Source organism: Dorea sp. AM10-31 (assembly GCF_003435815.1).
GTDB classification, from domain to species: Bacteria; Bacillota; Clostridia; order Lachnospirales; family Lachnospiraceae; genus Dorea_D; species Dorea_D hominis.
On the sequence record NZ_QTUV01000001.1, the window covers coordinates 243909 to 261062 of the forward strand.

Sequence of the window (17154 nt, forward strand, 5' to 3'; positions counted from 1 at the left end):
ACTTATTTTATGGAGGAACATATCATGTATGATGTAAATTCAAAATGCGCGGATGATTTTATCAACCACGAGGAAATCTTAGAAACACTTGCTTATGCAGATGAAAACAAAAACAATAAAGAACTGATTGAATCATTGATCAAAAAAGCTTCTTTAAGAAAGGGCTTATCTCACAAAGAAGCTTCTGTTCTGTTAGCCTGTCAGGATGACGAGCTGAATGAGAAAATCTTCCGGCTCGCCGAACAGATCAAAAAAGATTTTTACGGAAACCGTATTGTACTTTTTGCACCGCTATATTTATCCAACTACTGTATCAACGGCTGTACTTACTGTCCGTACCATATGAAAAACAAGCACATTGCCAGAAAGCAGTTAACACAGGAAGAAATTCGCAGAGAGGTTATCGCACTGCAGGATATGGGGCACAAACGTTTGGCACTGGAAGCGGGTGAAGATCCTGTGCACAATACAATGGATTATTATCTGGAATCCATCAAAACGATTTACGATATCAAGCATAAAAACGGTGCAATCCGCCGTGTCAATATTAATATTGCCGCAACGACAGTCGATAACTACCGTCTGTTAAAAGAAGCCGGAATCGGCACTTACATTCTTTTCCAGGAGACTTATCACAAAGAAAGTTATCTGCAGTTACATCCGACAGGACCGAAACACGATTACAACTATCATACAGAAGCTATGGATCGTGCCATGGAAGGCGGTGTAGATGATGTTGGTATCGGTGTGCTCTTCGGACTGGATAAATACCGCTATGAATTTGCCGGACTTCTGATGCATGCAGAACATCTGGAAGCTGCATTCGGCGTTGGTCCGCACACGATCAGCGTGCCGCGACTGCGTGATGCAGATGATATTGATTCCAGCTCATTTACAAATGGAATCGATGATGATACATTTGCAAAAATTGTTGCATGTATCCGTATCTCGGTTCCATACACAGGCATGATCATTTCCACACGTGAAGGAATGAACACCCGTGAACGTGTTCTTCACCTTGGTATTTCCCAGATCAGTGGTGGTTCCAAGACCAGCGTTGGTGGATATTGTGAACCGGAACCGGAAGATGCAAAATCCGAGCAGTTTGATGTCGTTGACAACCGTACGCTGGACGAAGTCGTACAGTGGCTGATGCAGATGGATTATATCCCAAGTTTCTGCACTGCCTGTTACCGCGCCGGAAGAACCGGTGACCGCTTCATGTCTCTGTGTAAGAGTGGACAGATCCAGAACTGCTGCCACCCGAATGCACTTATGACACTGGAAGAGTACTTAATGGACTACGCTTCGCCGGCAACGAAAGCGATCGGTGACAAGCTGATCGATAAGGAAGTGCTGAATGTTCCGAATGAGCAGGTACGCAAGACGGTACTGGAGAATTTAAAACTTATCCGCGAAGATAACCGCCGCGATTTTAGATTCTAAAAAAGGGGACGGGGCTTTTCTAGAAAATCCCCGTCCCCTTTTTTTACCTTTTGTTTATCCACAACTCTTCCACACAATTTATCCACAGAAGGAGGATTTCTTTATGAGTATGAACAATACACCTTCCGCAGAGCGTGTACACATCGGGATATTCGGACGCAGGAATGCCGGGAAATCCAGTGTGATCAATGCCATGACCGGGCAGGATCTGGCGATTGTATCAGATGTAAAGGGAACGACCACTGATCCGGTTTTAAAGGCGATGGAGCTTCTTCCGCTTGGTCCGGTTGTCATGATTGACACACCGGGGCTTGATGACGAGGGCGAACTTGGAGCGCTCCGTGTGCAGAAGGCTTATCAGATATTGAATAAAACAGATATTGCTGTTCTTGTTATGGATGCCACTCTTGGTATGACACCGGAAGATGAGGCTATCTTAAAACGAATCCAGGCGAAAGAGATTCCATTTCTGCTTGTGTTTAATAAGACGGATCTGCTTACCAGTGATACGCAAATCCAAAATACAGACGGTTACAGAGTCACTTCCGCACCAAATACTTCCATAACAGCACTTCGAAGACAAACTGCTGAAAAATACGGTATCCAGGAAGATCTGATTTTTTTTGTCAGTGCCTCTGATATGGATCACATTTATGAGTTAAAAGAGAAGATTGCTTCCCTTGCCCCGTCCGATGACAATGACCGCCGGATCGTAGCAGATCTGATCCACCCCGGAGATTTTATTGTGCTTGTCGTTCCGATCGATAAGGCCGCGCCAAAAGGCAGGCTGATTCTCCCACAGCAACAGACAATCCGGGATATTTTAGACTGTGGTGCTACGGCGATTGTCACAAGGGATTCCGAACTGGAAGAAACCCTAAAAAAACTCGGGACAAAGCCTTCGCTTGTCATCACTGACAGCCAGGCATTTGCAAAAGTCTCCAAGCTGACACCTGCCGATATACCGCTTACTTCTTTTTCAATCTTATTTGCAAGATATAAAGGAAATCTGGATACGGTTGTACGCGGTGCCAGTGCACTTGATAAACTTTCAGCCGGTGACCGTATCCTCATCTGTGAGGGCTGTACACACCACCGTCAGTGTGAAGATATCGGAACGGTAAAGCTTCCGAACTGGATTCGTGAATACACGGGGGAAAATGTGGAATTTGATTTCAAGAGCGGAACAGAATTTCCACCGGATGTGGATAAGTATCAATTAATTATCCACTGTGGTGGATGCACACTGAATGAGCGTGAAATGAAATACCGTCTGAAATGTGCAGAAGATGCCGGTGTACCGATCACAAACTACGGAACTGCAATTGCATATATGAAAGGAATTCTGAAGCGGAGTACGGCGATATTTTCTGAAAATATGTAGTTCACATGATATAAAAAATAATATTTTCGAAACCGTATGAACTATATTAATACGTAATTTTCAAATTCCTCAGCATACTACCAACGGTTATATAGGTTATATTAATAATGCATACTACAAGAGCCTGAACTTTCTTAAGCTATTTCCATTATTTTATGGATTATCACTTTGAAGTCAGGCTCTTATTCCTTTTCTCAGTCCATTCCTTAATCCGAGAATCTCTATTCACTTATTACCTGCAGCAATCTTTCCCATTGCCAATACTTACATATATTGGATGTGCAAAAAACCTATCTACTTATTACTTGCTGCAATCTTCACTTTGCTCCACAGATTGCTGATGATCTTCTTCGTCTTTTCATTATATTCAAATACTTCATCTTTTTTATTATCCGTTCTCGGAATATATGCGTCGATTCCTTCGAACTCGCCACCTTTGCCGTATAAATCCTCCATAACCTTTTTGTTGGCAGATGTATAGCCAACATAGCTGGAGTTATCATATGCGCCGTCGTAATCACTTGCATAATTGATAAATGCATACGCAAGGTCAACGTTTTTGGCATTTTTCGGAATAACCATCGCATCGGACCACTGATTTGTTCCGCTGTCTGGAAGATAGTATCCCATTTTCGGATTTTCCGCCATGACATAAGTTGCATCTCCGGAATAGATAAGCCCCAGCGCTTTTCTCGCCTGTGCCATATTATCGATGATCTCATCCGTCACGATCTCCGGCTTCATCGTTCCCACGCATTTCAGAAGCCACTGGTAAGCCTTATCAATCTCTCCCTGATCACTGGTATTCATCGAATATCCAAGTGACTTTAATGCCATCATGAAAGAATCTCTCTCTGAATCATACAGGTAAATATCTCCTTTGTATTTCTGATCCAGGAAAATATTATATCCTTCTTTTTTCAAATCTTCTTCGGATACCTTTGTCTTGTCATAGACAATCCCGACAGTTCCCCAGAAATACGGAACCGAATATTCATTTTTCGGATCATACGGCAGTCCTTTGACCGCTTTATTCAGCTTATCCATACAGGTCAGCTTTGATTTATCCAGTTTTTGTAAATATCCTTCGGAAATCAGACGCTCAATCATATAATCACTCGGAACGAGAATATCATACGCTTCTTTATTTGCGACTTTGATGTACATCTGTTCATTGGAATCAAAGTTCTCCAGCATAACTTTCGCACCGGTTTCTTTTTCAAAGTCCTGAATGATATGTTCACCGACATATTCTCCCCAGTTATAAATCCTGAGTGTCTGTCCTTCAAACGGACGTTTGTTCTGTGCTCCGCCGAACTGCGCAACACATATGACCGCAACCAGCGCCGCACAGACGGCTGTGACCGGTATCCACATTCTCCTTCTTCTGACTACATCTGTCTTCTTTCTTTTGCTTGCCAGCATTGGCATGATATTGATCACCAGAAGTACAATCGTAATAATCACAACAACAAGCGTAGAAATCGCGTTAATGCTCGGATTCACTCGTTTGCTCATTGTATACACCATAATACTTAAGTTCTTTACACCTCGTCCGGTTACGAAATAAGAAATGATAAAATCATCTACGGACATGGTAAATGCAATCAGCGCTCCGGACACGATTCCCGGTGTGATCTGTGGCACAATAACTTTCGTCAGAGCCTGCCACGGTGTTGCACCAAGGTCCATTGCCGCATCTGCCAGGTTCGGATCCAGTGAGCGGATCTTCGGCATCACGGAAAGCATGACATATGGGATACAGAATGCAATGTGCGCAAGCAGCATCGTCACATAGCCTTTTCCCACACGGAATGTGATAAATAACAGCATAAATCCAATCGCTGTTACAATTTCCGGGTTCATAAGCGGCAGATTATTGACCTGATCCATCAGATCACGCACAACTTTTTTTGACTTACTTATTCCAATTGCAGAAATTGTTCCTACAATTGTGGAAATAATTGTAGCCAGCACCGCCACACTGAATGTTGTAGAGAGCGCCTCCATCATATCGCTGGAATCCAGCATATGCCGGTACCAGCGCAGTGAAAATCCGGTAAAGCTTGTCAGTGATTTTCCATCGTTAAATGAAAAAATAATCATATATAATATCGGAAGGTAGAAAAAGATGACTGAAAGTACCATCAAGATCTTCCCGATCCGTCGTTTCTTTTGTCTCATCTTTTATACCCCCTTTCCGCCCTGATTATGCTGCTCCACTTTCCGTACAGCCATCATCAGAAGCATCATAATAATCGCCATGATCATAGACACCGCACTTCCGAAATTCCACTCTCCGACTGTGATAAACTGGTTTTCGATCATATTTCCGATGAGGAAATACTGACCGCCTCCAAGCAGCTTCGGAATAAAGAACGAGCTGACTGCCGGAAGGAATACAAGCGTAATTCCATTAATTACTCCCGGCATGGAAAGTGGCAAAGTAATTCTGCGGAAAGTCTGTGCGGGACTGGCTCCGAGATCCGCACTCGCTTCGATCAGCGAATAATCCATCTTGCTTAAGGACGTCTGGATCTGCAGGATCATAAACGGAAGGAAGTTATATACCATACCGAGCAGTACGGCGCCCTCTGTATAGAGAAGCTCTACATTTCCAAGTCCGAAAAATCCAAGTATTTTCTGAAAAATACCACCGTTGCTCAGAAGTCCGATCCATGCGTATGTTCGCACAAGCATGTTGATCCACATCGGCAGTGTAATGCATAAAATCAATACATTCTGTACTTTTTCTGTGCTTCTTGCTATATAATATGCGATCGGATAGCCGAGAAGCAGACATAAAACGGTTGTCTTCACCGCAATCAGTATGGAACGCCAGAGGATTAATAAGAAATCCGGATCGGTAAAAAATTTGGCATAATGTTCCAGTGTGAACGAGAAAGAAATGATGCTGTTGCCTTGATTCATTACAGAATACAGTGCGATCAGTGCCATCGGAAGAACAAGCATCATCACTGCCCACACGATATACGGCCATGCAAGCTGCTGAAAACGTTTCATCTAGTACACCACCTTTGACATGACATGAATATCTTCCGGGAAGAATGTCAGGCCGACCTCCTGTCCTTCCTCCGAATAATCAGTTGTATGGATCTTAAATTCGCGACCGGTTGTTGAAAATGTGATCTGATATACACCTTCTGTCACTTCTTCCGGTTCAAAGTCATAATCTACACTGATGTCCACACTCTGATCTTCATCACTTAACTTCCAGCCCTGTGCATTTGCCCATGTTTTCAGATCTGTATCCAATGCCTGTGAATCATTAATCTCATCTACTGTTTTGAAGAAGTTGAACGCCATAACCGCTTCATTTGCCTTTTCATTCTTAACGAACGGCTGGTTGACTACAAAGATCGTTCTCTCGATGCTTGTTCCATCTGCGGTTGTAAATGTAACCGGATACTGTCCTTCTTCTTTCTCCAGTTCGTATTCTACTTTTGCAATGGATATATAATCATCTGTCTCTACTTCCCATGCCTGCGCATTGGAGAACGCGATAATCTCTTTATCATCCATTTCTTCCACATCGTCAACATCAACATAGAAGTTGTTTGCACTGATTTTTTCTTTTCCGTCTTCACTTGTCACTTCGTGGTTGCGGATGACACGCATATTTACCGTAACGCTGGTTCCCGGAACTGTCTCCACCATGATTTCATAATGAACACCTTTGAACAGCACACTCAAAACTTCTCCGGTCATCTTGCCGTCTTTTACATCTACAATATCAATATCTTCCGGACGGATGACAACGTCTACTTTTTCATTCTTCTTAAATCCATAATCCACGCAGTCAAATACAATATCATCAAACATGACTTTATAATCATCAAGCATCGTTCCTGATAAAATGTTGCTTTCACCGATAAAGTTCGCTACGAAACGGTTAGCCGGTTCATTGTAAATATCCTGCGGCGAACCGATCTGCTGGATCTCACCATTTTTCATAACAACAATCTTATCCGACATCGTAAGTGCCTCTTCCTGATCATGTGTTACGAAAATAAAGGTGATACCGACCTCCTGCTGGATCCGTTTCAACTCATACTGCATCTCTTTTCTGAGTTTCAGGTCAAGCGCAGCAAGCGGCTCATCAAGAAGCAGCACTTTCGGCTCATTGACAAGCGCTCTTGCAATTGCAACACGCTGCTGCTGGCCTCCTGAGAGCAGTGTTGTATTCTTGTTTTCAAATCCTTCCAGTCCGATAAGCTTTAACATCTTCATGACTTTCTGGTCAATGATGTCTTTTCCGACTTTTTTTATCTTAAGCCCAAATGCAATATTTTCATAAACACTCAGATGTGGAAAGAGTGCGTATTTCTGAAACACCGTGTTCAGTTCTCGCTCATACGGCGGCTTATTACTGATCTCCTCGCCATCAAAAATCACACTTCCTTCGTCTGCTTCCAGGAATCCTCCCAGAATCCGAAGAAGTGTTGTCTTACCGCAGCCACTTGGCCCGAGCAGTGTTACAAATTCATTTTCATAAATGTCAAGATTGATTCCTTTTAACACAACCTGGCTGTCAAAACTTTTGACAATGTTGCGGAATTCAATGATCTTATTCTCTTCCATCTCACGTCTCCCTTCTATAATCTGTCAGCTATAATATCTCAGCCTTTTATCGTTCTCGTCTGTTTAAAACATCGGCGGGTTGGTGATCCACAATACTTTTGCTTCCCCGCTCCCATGATTATATAAATAATGGCTTCTGGAACCATCCATATAAAACGTTTCCTTCGCCTTTACTTTATATTTCTTCTTGCCACGCACAATTGTTATGCTGCCTTTTAATACATAGCCAAATTCTTCTCCCTGAAACGCCGACACTTCCCGGCTTTTCTGATGTGGCGCCAATGTTAAAATAATAGGCTCCATCTGGTTCTTTTGTGCATTAGGCACAATCCACTCAATCTGAAAACCTTCCTGTTCATCCACGAAAAAATCCTGCTGTCCGAATACAATCTGATGCTCTTCTTCCTCATGGAAAAAGTCTGACAGATTACTTCCAAGCGCTTCCAGAATATCTTCCAGCGTTGCGATACTCGGCGTTGTCAGATTCCTCTCCACCTGGGACAGAAAGCCTTTTGACAGCTCGCTTCTGGATGCCAGATCATTCAGCGTCAAGTCATTTTGCAAACGCAGTTCTTTCAATTTCTTTCCGATATCCATCCTATCACCTCCGAGATATTTTTTCGTCCTGAAGTTTTCTATTACTATACTTTATGTTCAAAATTACCGAACAAAGTTTATTATACACGGTTACGGGAATATTTCAAGAGATTCACAGATTTTTTGAAGCCTGGTTCTAGTTTTTTTGGGATATTTTTTCAAAAAAGAAATACACATTTCGTGAAATAATTTCACGAAATGTGTATGATTGATTATTGTTGTGAAGCAGCTAATCGCCATCCATAAAATTGAACATAATGTAATGAATATTGTCTTTTACCATTTACAGTTCCTTCATATTTCGCAAAAATACTAATTGATAAAACTTGTGGATTTTCAGATAACATTAAAAAATTATGTTTTGTTGAAGTTTTAAAATCACGCATTGCCTTTTCTACAGATATTTGACCTCTTGCAATATTCTCACCAGCACATCTTGTTGTATGTTTAAATGAAATTAAAGCTCTTTCACCATTTGGTCTATAGTGATCAAAGTAATAACTTATTTCATATCCACGAATATCTGCTGCAGCTTTTAACTTATCACTACCAATTTCTAATTCTCTTTTCCCATTTTCTTTTCTATATTGATTTACCGCATTAAACATTTCTTCTTCCATTTCTCTTTCATAATGTCCAACAACAGTTGTTGTCTTTCCTTCACCGAGGTCTATGGTGTAAGTCCTGTCTACTGTGAGTGTTTGTCTTTTTGTTTTCCCGCAATATTGGCATTGTGTGATAAGATAACCGTCTTCCTCTTCCGTAGCTTCTTTCTTTTCTACCGTAATAGAATACTTATGATCTACAACCGGAACTTCTACTTTTTTGACTTTGTCACAATTTTTACATTCGTATACTGTATAGCCCTTTTCCTGACAAGTCGGCTTTTTCTGTTCGATGATCGTAGCATAATCGTGACCTGTTGCTTTTAAATAAGTCGTTCTAACTTTATGACAATTAACGCACTCTTCTTTCTTTTGCCCGGTGTTTTCACAAGTCGGCTTTGTTTCTTCAAGCGTTTTCCACTTGTGTCCTAACTTTTTGTATTTCGTTGTGGATGTTTTGTTGCAGCAGCCGCATTTATATTTTTTATAACCATCTTTTTCACAAGTTGGTTTTACTGATTTTATCAGCTTATAATTATGCGAAACCTTTACCTTGCATTTTTGATACAAATATTTACCTTTTTTGTTTTTGTATTTTGTACGGGCGATGATCGTCGCTGTTCCGGCTTTCTTTCCTCTTATCACGCCGTGTTTATCTATGGTTGCAACTTTTTTATTATCCGAAGAAAATATCACCGGGCACCGCATCGTCCGTGGATTTACTTTTACGATAAGCTGATATTTATCGCCATACTTTACTTTTACACTTCTAGTATTCAGTGTAAGTTTTGTCGGTTTCAAATTTTTCACTTCGATCGTGACAATTTTTTTCAGTCTTTTATTTCGCGTTGCTGTTACTACAATCTTTGTTTTGCCTGTTTTCTTTCCGGTTATGATACCACTACTGCTAACCGTTGCAATTTTATTATTTTTTGATTGATAAATAACAGATTTGTCTGCATTTTTCGGTACTACTGTTTTGGGATAAATCTTATAGGTGCCTCTTACACCCAGCGTTTGTTTTCCTGTATTTAAACTGAAAGATTGTGGCATTACAATTACCGGCTTTGTTTCCTTTACTTCATTACATCTTTCGCAAATATAAGATAAATTTTCCCCATCATTCACCCAATGGTATTTATGCCCTAATGCCGGGATTATTCTTGTCTGTCCGGTTTCTTCCCAACACCTTTTGCACTTTTCGTATTCCATGCCTTCTTCTGTGCAGGTTGGCACTTTCTGCCGATACCAAACGTATGCATGTCCATTTACTATATAGGAGCTTACTTCTGACCACTGAGAATATATCTTTTCCTCACCAGCATCATTAAAGGTACGTACCCGGAAATAATACATGGCATCATAATCCAGATCTTTTAGTGCAGCTTTTGATCTTTCAGCTCCATATGTGTAAATAAGCTGCTCCTCTTCCGGAAAATCTTTATTCTTGGAAAGAGCCAGTTCATAGCCGTCACTGCCTACATTTTTCCACGATATAGTCAGCCTGCCTTCTGTAACCGACATACAATTGGTAATCTCTGTGTCAGACGGCTTCTGTAAATTGGATTCTTGAGCCTCTGTGTCTTGAGTTGTCTCCACACTTGAACTCTTCACATTTGATATCGCCGTCTGCGCTCCCGGTGCGGCTTCTGCCACAATTCCCTGATTCATTAACAGGACCGCTAACAATATACTTAGGATGTTTTTCCCATTCTTTAGGATTTTATCATTAATACTTTGCATAAACTGTTACCTCTTTCACTATAGTTGGCTCTTGTTATCAACTACCTGCAGATTAAATATATTATCCGTTCACTCTCCATGCTCAACTCTGCAAATAGTCTCTTCTCTTTTTTAGCTTTACCGTTTTCACTTTGATCTGGTAAGTACTGTTCATATCTATTGTTTTCTGAAATACGTTTAATGTCATACTGGTTGGCTTACTTCCCGCAGCTTGCGCCACCTGTGACTGTGGCATAACTAATACGAGTGTTATGCTCAGGCAAAGTACCAGTATATTTCTGAATATTGTGTTTCTCTTCTTTTTTCTCTTTTTGTTCCTCTTTTTTCGTAAGAGCCGTTCATATCTTCCCTGTCAAAATGATATGAACGGCTCTTGTATAATTATTTCTTAATCTTAACTGCTTTTACTTTTGTCCAGCTTGAAACATATGTTTTTCCTTTCACTTTCTTGTAGGTACGCATTCTTACATAATATTTTTTCTTCGCTTTTAATTTGGTAATCTTCTTTGAAGTAATTTTTTTGGTTTTAATTGTTTTTACATTCTTTTTTAAATTCTTGTCCTGGCTATACTGAATCTGACATCCATCTGCTTCCTTATTATAATATCTCCATTTTAAGTCCATCTTCTTTTTGCCAGCTTTTACGGAAATAACATCTGGATACATTGGGATAACCCGAAGATTCTGCGTCAGAGTTCCTTTATAGCCATTCTTAAATTTTATTATAATTTTGTAATCACCTACGCCGGTAATTGGTTTATTATATGTAACTGTATATTCTGATTTTGAAAGAACCGGTGCATTTTTACTTGAATTGTAAGCAATTATTACATCCGGTTTACAGTCTTTCGAATATGGCATCTGTATGGTCACACTACGAAAACTTGGTTTAAATTCCATTGTTTTTGTATCATCAACGTTGAAATCCAGCTCGCCATTATAATCTACTGCGCCTTCGCGATATCCATTATCATAAAACTGAATCTGTCCATTGCGCAATACAAACCAATTTCTCCAACTATCTTCACTGTCATACTCGGCATCACATTGAATACGGTAGAATTTCAGGCTGCCATTTTTCATATCTGATTTTAATTTTACAGGAAAATGAACTTCTACCTCCTGACCTGCTTTAAAAAGATAGTCACCGTCTTCAAATTCTTCTTTCATTGTATTTGATGCAAAAATTGTTTTCTCATTATTGACATCTGTATACTGCCATTCTATCCGTATGTTTTCTCCCCATATATCCTTGTCAGAATGGTTTTTTATGCGCATCACAACATCAAAATTTATACCTTTGCCGACATGATTTTTATTCATTCCATATGGCAGTTCCAGTTGGAAATCAGATACTGTCAATTCTTTTTCTTTAACTACTCCTTCGCCAGAATCCTGGGAAATGTTTCCTTTATCGTCCATACTTCCTGCATTTACATTAATGGCATTCCCCATCACGCCCGTCTCAACTGCCAGTAGGGCTGCCAGAGTTAAGGCTAAGAATCTTTTTTTCATAAAGTTGTACCTCTTTTCTTTATCAACGTTTTCCTTTTTAATTACTATTTCACCGTTACTTTTACTTATCACACCCATTAAATGCTCCTTCTTCAATACTGGTCACACTTTCAGGTATTTCTATGTTAGATAATGCAATACACTCACTGAATACGCTACTTTTTATACTTTTTAATTTAGCAGAAAGCTTTACGTTGCTCAAACTTTCACATTTCCAGAATGCTGATTTTTCTACATCTGTTATACTATCTGGCATGATTATGCTCAGTAAATCTGTACATTCTCCAAACGCATATTCTCCAATTGTTTTTACACTGTCAGGTATTTTCACATCTTTCAGTTTACTACAACCAGAAAATGTATACTCTTTTATATCTTTTACACCACTTGGAATTTCGATAGATGTTAAACTACTGCATTCTGTAAATGCTGCATCACCTATACTTATCACATTAATCATATATGTATTTATGTAAATGTTCTTATTTCTTTTTTACTTTAATTGTTCCACTTGTCCTTGTCTTATATCCGGACTTGGATACTGTGACTTTGATTTTTTGTCCTGCTTTTAACTTCTTAGTCTTTACAGCAAAATTACCCTTTGCATTTGATTTTACTGTCTTGTATGCTTTACCATTAACTGTGACTTTAACATTTGCTTTACTGATTGTCTTTCCTTTGACCACTTTCATGCCTTTTTTGCACTTAGATACTTTTAGGATTGAAATAGTTTTCTTTGGTGTTGGAGAGGTTACTTTGATTTTATAATTTGCATACTCACTACCATCAATTTTAATATAAACTCTTTGTCCTCTACCGATTTCTCTATACTCATTATTAGTTTCATTTGCATCAATATCAATGTCATCTTTATAGACTCCATTTACATCTTCAAACGCTGCCGTAATATCTCTGTCCGAACTTACTATAAATGCGTGCTCTTTTTTATCTTTCGGAAGTTTTACAAAATATCTATCAACATCATCATCATATTCTATTACACCTTTTTTCCATGTATTACATTTAATTTCTGGTGCTTTTTCAATACTTCCCCAGTTGTCATCAGCTACTGTTTTAATACAAAGTTCAAAATCTTTTTCATCCCAGCTCAACACATCAAGATAATATGTACTCCCCGCTTTTAATTTTACCATATCGGATGAATGAGCTGATGCATCTATTGCATTATGAAATACTACTGAGCCGTCTCTTTCAGCTCCCCAACCATCATTATCATCCAATTTTTGCATTTTATCATTGTACAATGTCGGATAAATCGTTCTATCATATCTATTAATTACATATATATTAATCCACTTATTTCCTATGTCTTTTGGAACTGTAAACTTATAATATCTGGTATCATGCTTTTCATTTTTCCCTTTTTCATATAATTTTTCGCCGTCTACCTTAACTATCTTTGCCTTCTCTGGTGTATAATTTTCAGCCGCTGCTTTCGCAATTTTCGGATTCAACGCTGCACATACCATTACAAGCAGTAATACTGCCAAACTTCTTAATAACTTTCCTTTTTTCTTCATCGCTACTTCCTCCTAACTTTCCTTATGCACATCAAAATATTCTATTCATCTGTTACGAATTTTGTTTCTTAGTTTCCTGTCCGTTATTACTAAGATTCATAACAAGCCTTAATGTATCAATAGCAAATAATATTCCACCGATAATACCGCCGATAATACAACCAAGCATAATTGCAACTATTATTACTAACAGCCCTATCATATCAAAACCAATAATTCCGCCTCGTAAAACTTTACTTATTTTCAAAATGAAATAAATTCCATATATAAAACATTCTGCTATAAAAGCAAATTTCAAAAAAGTCTCCACCGGATCGGCATTAATTTGCGAAGATATCTGATAGATTATGCCTACAATACCAAAGCAAATTCCTACAACAACTCTCAGTAAATATCTCTTTCTGTCAAATTCTCCTAAATACTTGTAAATTACATTGTTCATTCGTCTTACCTCTTCTTTCTACTAAATAGTAATTTTTTGTTTCTATTTATATGACGAATGAACAATGCAATCGGTTTTAAAAAATTTAATTTTTTTATTTTTCATCAACAATTTCCCAATGTTTTACATATGAACTGTCAGAACCCCCGTTATTTTCAATTGCTTTTTTCGCTTTCTGATTGATTCGCACAACTCCATTTGATGAAAACTTAGTAAACATAGATGATAAATTACAACTATTTCTGATATTAAAATTGCTAAGATCTAACTCAGTAATAGATTTACATCCTGCAAACATTTCGTACATTGCTTTTGTTTTTGATGTATTAAATTTACTTAGATTTAATTTTTGAAGAGATACACAGTTGTGGAACATTCTTCCCATTTCCGTAGTTTTTGTTGTATTAAAGCTAGAAAGGTCAAGTTTTTTCAATGATTTACATCCATCAAACATCGCATACATACTAATAGCTTTTGATGTTTTAAATCCCTTAATCTTCAAGTTTGTAAGTGATTTACAATTATGGAACATAGCATCCATGTATTCAACATTTTTTGTATTAAACTTACTGATGTCTAAGCTTTTCAGCTTATAACAATTTTCAAACATATATGCCGTTTCTATTACCGCGCCTGTCTTAAAATTCTTGAGATTCAATTTTTCTAATGATATACAGTCTCCAAACATTGCATACATGAACTTCACTTTTGAAGTTTTAAATTTGCTTACATCTAATTTTTTCAATGATTTACATCTGTAAAACATAGCACTCATATCCGTTATTTTAGCAGTATTAAATCTGCTTACATCCAGACTTTTTAGTTTACGGCATCCCCAAAACATGCTTACCGTATTTGTACACTGACTGGTATCCAAATTTTTTATATTTGAAATTTTTGTTATATTTTTGCACTCCATAAACCACTGTTCACAACTCTTTGGTCTTACTTTTCCCCTGAAATATACAATTTTAATTTTATTATGATTCTTCAGCAGGCTTGGTCTTGCAAGCTTTTTATTCTCCAGTACTTTCTTTCCTTTTTGTGGTTTGATTTTCTTCTGGGAAATTACTAATTTCCCACTCTTGTATAAGCAGCAATATACTTTGCTTACTGGTTTAGAAGCAGCATTAACATACAAAGGTTTCATATTAATACCGGCTACCAACAAAACTGCTACAGTCATCGTTAAAATTATTTTTCTTAATAAAACATTTTTAATACTTTTTTCTTTCTCCATAAAGCATTTCCTTTCTACTAAAATATTAACAAGGTAACCCTGTTATATTTTATCTATACCCCATCTTTTTCTCATACTTTTCAATTAATTTTGCATTTGCTCTTTCAGTTGAATTAAGAATTTCTTTCATTTTATCGAATTCATCTGGAGCTATTGTTCCGTCATACCAAGACTTATTTTCAAAATAGTTCCGTAAAGCATCATCGTTGAATATTCTTCCATGTCGAGCCATAATTTCGTTTCTCGCAATTCGTAGTTCATCTTTAGACATTTCTTTTAGCTCCGACATTTTCAGTTTCCGCTTATCACTATCTGAAAATATATAATCTTCCGTAATATCACTATATTTTCTATTACTTTGATCTTGCATCTGTTCCATTGATTTGTCTTTTGCAGAATCAAATGTTGTCTCTTCATCAGATCCAATAAGCTCATTTATAAGTTCTTCTGCTGAAACACACTTATAACTATCATCTAAATTCGTTGCAGATTTTTTATCATAAATTTTTTTGAGATTCTTTTCATAATTCTCTTTGGACATTTTCTTACCATTCCAGGTATAACTATAATCTGATTCATCCGTCGCATCCAATTCCGTATTATCGCCAATTCCATATTCGCCTTTTGCAATCTGAACCCATTTCCCATTTTGAATCGAGTAAATATGATCATAGTAGTTCCCCATATTTCCGCTACCATCATCCAGTACATTTTCCCCTTCTATGTAAGACACTCCGGCACCCCACACATTTTCTTCCTGAACTTGTCCATTTGCATAGGTGGCAAATGTTGTACCATCTGCATTACATCCCTCCAGGCAAATAATTTCCGGAATAGTATCTTCATTCACATAGCATAATTTAAAAGTGGCCCCTTCCTTTTGATTATTGATCCATTCAACATAGGCCTCCTTCCATTCATCTGATTGTTGTTGTTCTTCTTCTCCTTCTCCTTTCTCTTTTATTTTAGATGTTTTCTTTTCTTTTTTGTCTTCTTTTGTTTTTGCCACCTCTTTTTCACTCGTTTTTTCAGTTTTTGGCATAATATACTGTGTGGTAATTCCATAGCCAACATATCCAACGCCAAATAATAATATTCCGCTGATAAGATAGAGAATAATTTTTTTCATAATTCTCATGAATTTTCATCTCCTTGCTTTGTATTGCTTATAACATTTTTTCTCTTATTCGCCTCCACAACTTTTGCATAATATCTCCGGAAGAAAACTGTTCTTCCAAAATATCTTTTAAGACCTTACGCACCCATTCGTCCCATGTCATATAAGCACCTCCTATACTTTCTTGTGATACTTATATGACGATTGAACTACCCTATCGGTTTTAATTTTTAATTCATTTATTGTAAATAAACTAAATACCATTTCATATTAATTTTTGCGACTACAAATTGTGTAGATATTTCTTTTACTACCGAATTACCACTTTTAAAAACTATATTTCCATCTACAATATAAGCCGCAGATGCTTTTTCTGCTTCTTCCTGCGATACCATATATTGATCTACAAGTGTCTGTGACAATTCTTCTTTATCAATCTTTTCTTTATTTCCAATTATAATGTCCGTTTTAATATTATTAACATTGATATCCTTTCCATCTCCATATTCTTCAATAGCACTTTGCAAATTCTCCACTATATTTTTACAGCCGGACATCTCATAAATTTTCTTTGTTTCTGGTGATAGACTTTCATATATCGCCTTCGCATCACGATCATTAAATCCTTTTTCCACCAATTTTATGGGACGCATATATCCCGGGGATATCAGTGATTTAATTCCAAAAACTCCTACTATCAATACAACGATTACCATTGCTATTGCCAGTAAATTCTTTGAGGTTTTATTTTTATGTACTTTTACAGGTGCCTGTGGATTCATCTGCATTTGCTGATTCTCTGGTCTTGAGACCTTTGCTCCGCATGCCGGGCAGAATGCTGCCTGCTCCCCTAATTGTTTCCCACATTTTGCGCAAAATCTTGCCATTTTATCTTCCTCCATCATGTAAGTTTTTATTTTCA

General features: G+C 37.9%; 13 protein-coding genes and 1 pseudogene. 2 read left to right on the forward strand and 12 right to left on the reverse strand.

Annotated elements, in window-relative coordinates; all coding sequences use genetic code 11:
- The first annotated feature begins 24 nt into the window (after positions 1–24).
- Both hydG and hydF read left to right on the forward strand, forming a co-directional pair.
- A complete protein-coding gene (gene hydG / locus DW125_RS01140) occupies positions 25–1446 on the forward strand; it encodes a [FeFe] hydrogenase H-cluster radical SAM maturase HydG (RefSeq protein WP_117536868.1) in 1422 nt (473 codons plus the stop codon).
- Positions 1447–1549: 103 nt separating this feature from the next.
- The gene (gene hydF, locus DW125_RS01145; RefSeq protein WP_117536869.1) at positions 1550–2830 is read left to right on the forward strand and encodes a [FeFe] hydrogenase H-cluster maturation GTPase HydF; all 1281 of its coding nucleotides are present in this window, start codon (positions 1550–1552) and stop codon (positions 2828–2830) included.
- A gap of 294 nt (positions 2831–3124) precedes the next feature.
- Here hydF and DW125_RS01150 read toward each other — a convergent pair whose 3' ends face one another.
- The 12 genes and pseudogenes from DW125_RS01150 to DW125_RS01205 all read right to left on the reverse strand — a co-directional run bounded on the left by DW125_RS01150 (position 3125) and on the right by DW125_RS01205 (position 17119).
- Positions 3125–5014: an extracellular solute-binding protein gene (locus DW125_RS01150; protein WP_117536870.1), complete on the reverse strand. Its 1890-nt coding sequence runs from the start codon at positions 5012–5014 to the stop codon at positions 3125–3127.
- Between the two features lie 3 nt (positions 5015–5017).
- Complete coding sequence (locus DW125_RS01155; RefSeq protein ID WP_117536871.1) at positions 5018–5854, reverse strand: ABC transporter permease; 837 nt, start codon at positions 5852–5854, stop codon at positions 5018–5020.
- A 498-nt stretch (positions 5855–6352) separates the two neighbouring features.
- Positions 6353–7432: pseudogene (locus tag DW125_RS14370) on the reverse strand (ABC transporter ATP-binding protein); the annotation flags it as partial.
- 63 nt (positions 7433–7495) lie between these two features.
- Positions 7496–8029 carry a helix-turn-helix domain-containing protein gene (locus DW125_RS01165; protein ID WP_021860344.1) on the reverse strand — a complete coding sequence of 178 codons (534 nt, stop codon included), beginning with the start codon at positions 8027–8029 and terminating at the stop codon, positions 7496–7498.
- Positions 8030–8241: 212 nt separating this feature from the next.
- Entirely contained in the window at positions 8242–9846 is a 1605-nt protein-coding gene (locus DW125_RS01170; RefSeq protein ID WP_158549873.1) for an Ig-like domain-containing protein, read from the reverse strand.
- Between the two features lie 912 nt (positions 9847–10758).
- Entirely contained in the window at positions 10759–11892 is a 1134-nt protein-coding gene (locus DW125_RS01175; protein WP_147323689.1) for a hypothetical protein, read from the reverse strand.
- 61 nt (positions 11893–11953) lie between these two features.
- The gene (locus DW125_RS01180) at positions 11954–12352 is read right to left on the reverse strand and encodes a leucine-rich repeat domain-containing protein (protein WP_117536875.1); all 399 of its coding nucleotides are present in this window, start codon (positions 12350–12352) and stop codon (positions 11954–11956) included.
- A 22-nt stretch (positions 12353–12374) separates the two neighbouring features.
- Positions 12375–13433, reverse strand: a complete 1059-nt coding sequence (locus DW125_RS01185) for a carboxypeptidase-like regulatory domain-containing protein (protein WP_117536876.1) — start codon at positions 13431–13433, stop codon at positions 12375–12377.
- 52 nt (positions 13434–13485) lie between these two features.
- On the reverse strand, positions 13486–13875 hold the full coding sequence (locus DW125_RS01190) for a hypothetical protein (protein ID WP_117536877.1): 390 nt from the start codon (positions 13873–13875) through the stop codon (positions 13486–13488).
- A 94-nt stretch (positions 13876–13969) separates the two neighbouring features.
- Complete coding sequence (locus DW125_RS01195; protein WP_117536878.1) at positions 13970–15115, reverse strand: BspA family leucine-rich repeat surface protein; 1146 nt, start codon at positions 15113–15115, stop codon at positions 13970–13972.
- 49 nt (positions 15116–15164) lie between these two features.
- Complete coding sequence (locus DW125_RS14170; protein ID WP_242992879.1) at positions 15165–16253, reverse strand: YARHG domain-containing protein; 1089 nt, start codon at positions 16251–16253, stop codon at positions 15165–15167.
- 218 nt (positions 16254–16471) lie between these two features.
- Positions 16472–17119: a zinc-ribbon domain-containing protein gene (locus tag DW125_RS01205; RefSeq protein WP_158549874.1), complete on the reverse strand. Its 648-nt coding sequence runs from the start codon at positions 17117–17119 to the stop codon at positions 16472–16474.
- Between the last annotated feature and the right edge of the window lie 35 nt (positions 17120–17154).

Bases quoted from the DNA above. Each gene is read 5' to 3' on its own strand.
- DW125_RS01175 (WP_147323689.1), bottom strand. From the start codon at position 11,892: ATGAAAAAAAGATTCTTAGCCTTAACTCTGGCAGCCCTACTGGCAGTT.
- DW125_RS01155 (WP_117536871.1), bottom strand. From the start codon at position 5,854: ATGAAACGTTTTCAGCAGCTTGCATGGCCGTATATCGTGTGGGCAGTG.
- DW125_RS01195 (WP_117536878.1), bottom strand. From the start codon at position 15,115: ATGGAGAAAGAAAAAAGTATTAAAAATGTTTTATTAAGAAAAATAATT.
- DW125_RS01180 (WP_117536875.1), bottom strand. From the start codon at position 12,352: ATGATTAATGTGATAAGTATAGGTGATGCAGCATTTACAGAATGCAGT.
- DW125_RS01205 (WP_158549874.1), bottom strand. From the start codon at position 17,119: ATGGCAAGATTTTGCGCAAAATGTGGGAAACAATTAGGGGAGCAGGCA.
- DW125_RS01185 (WP_117536876.1), bottom strand. From the start codon at position 13,433: ATGAAGAAAAAAGGAAAGTTATTAAGAAGTTTGGCAGTATTACTGCTT.
- hydF (WP_117536869.1), top strand. From the start codon at position 1,550: ATGAGTATGAACAATACACCTTCCGCAGAGCGTGTACACATCGGGATA.
- DW125_RS01165 (WP_021860344.1), bottom strand. From the start codon at position 8,029: ATGGATATCGGAAAGAAATTGAAAGAACTGCGTTTGCAAAATGACTTG.
- hydG (WP_117536868.1), top strand. From the start codon at position 25: ATGTATGATGTAAATTCAAAATGCGCGGATGATTTTATCAACCACGAG.
- DW125_RS01150 (WP_117536870.1), bottom strand. From the start codon at position 5,014: ATGAGACAAAAGAAACGACGGATCGGGAAGATCTTGATGGTACTTTCA.
- DW125_RS14170 (WP_242992879.1), bottom strand. From the start codon at position 16,253: ATGAGAATTATGAAAAAAATTATTCTCTATCTTATCAGCGGAATATTA.
- DW125_RS01190 (WP_117536877.1), bottom strand. From the start codon at position 13,875: ATGAACAATGTAATTTACAAGTATTTAGGAGAATTTGACAGAAAGAGA.
- DW125_RS01170 (WP_158549873.1), bottom strand. From the start codon at position 9,846: ATGGAATACGAAAAGTGCAAAAGGTGTTGGGAAGAAACCGGACAGACA.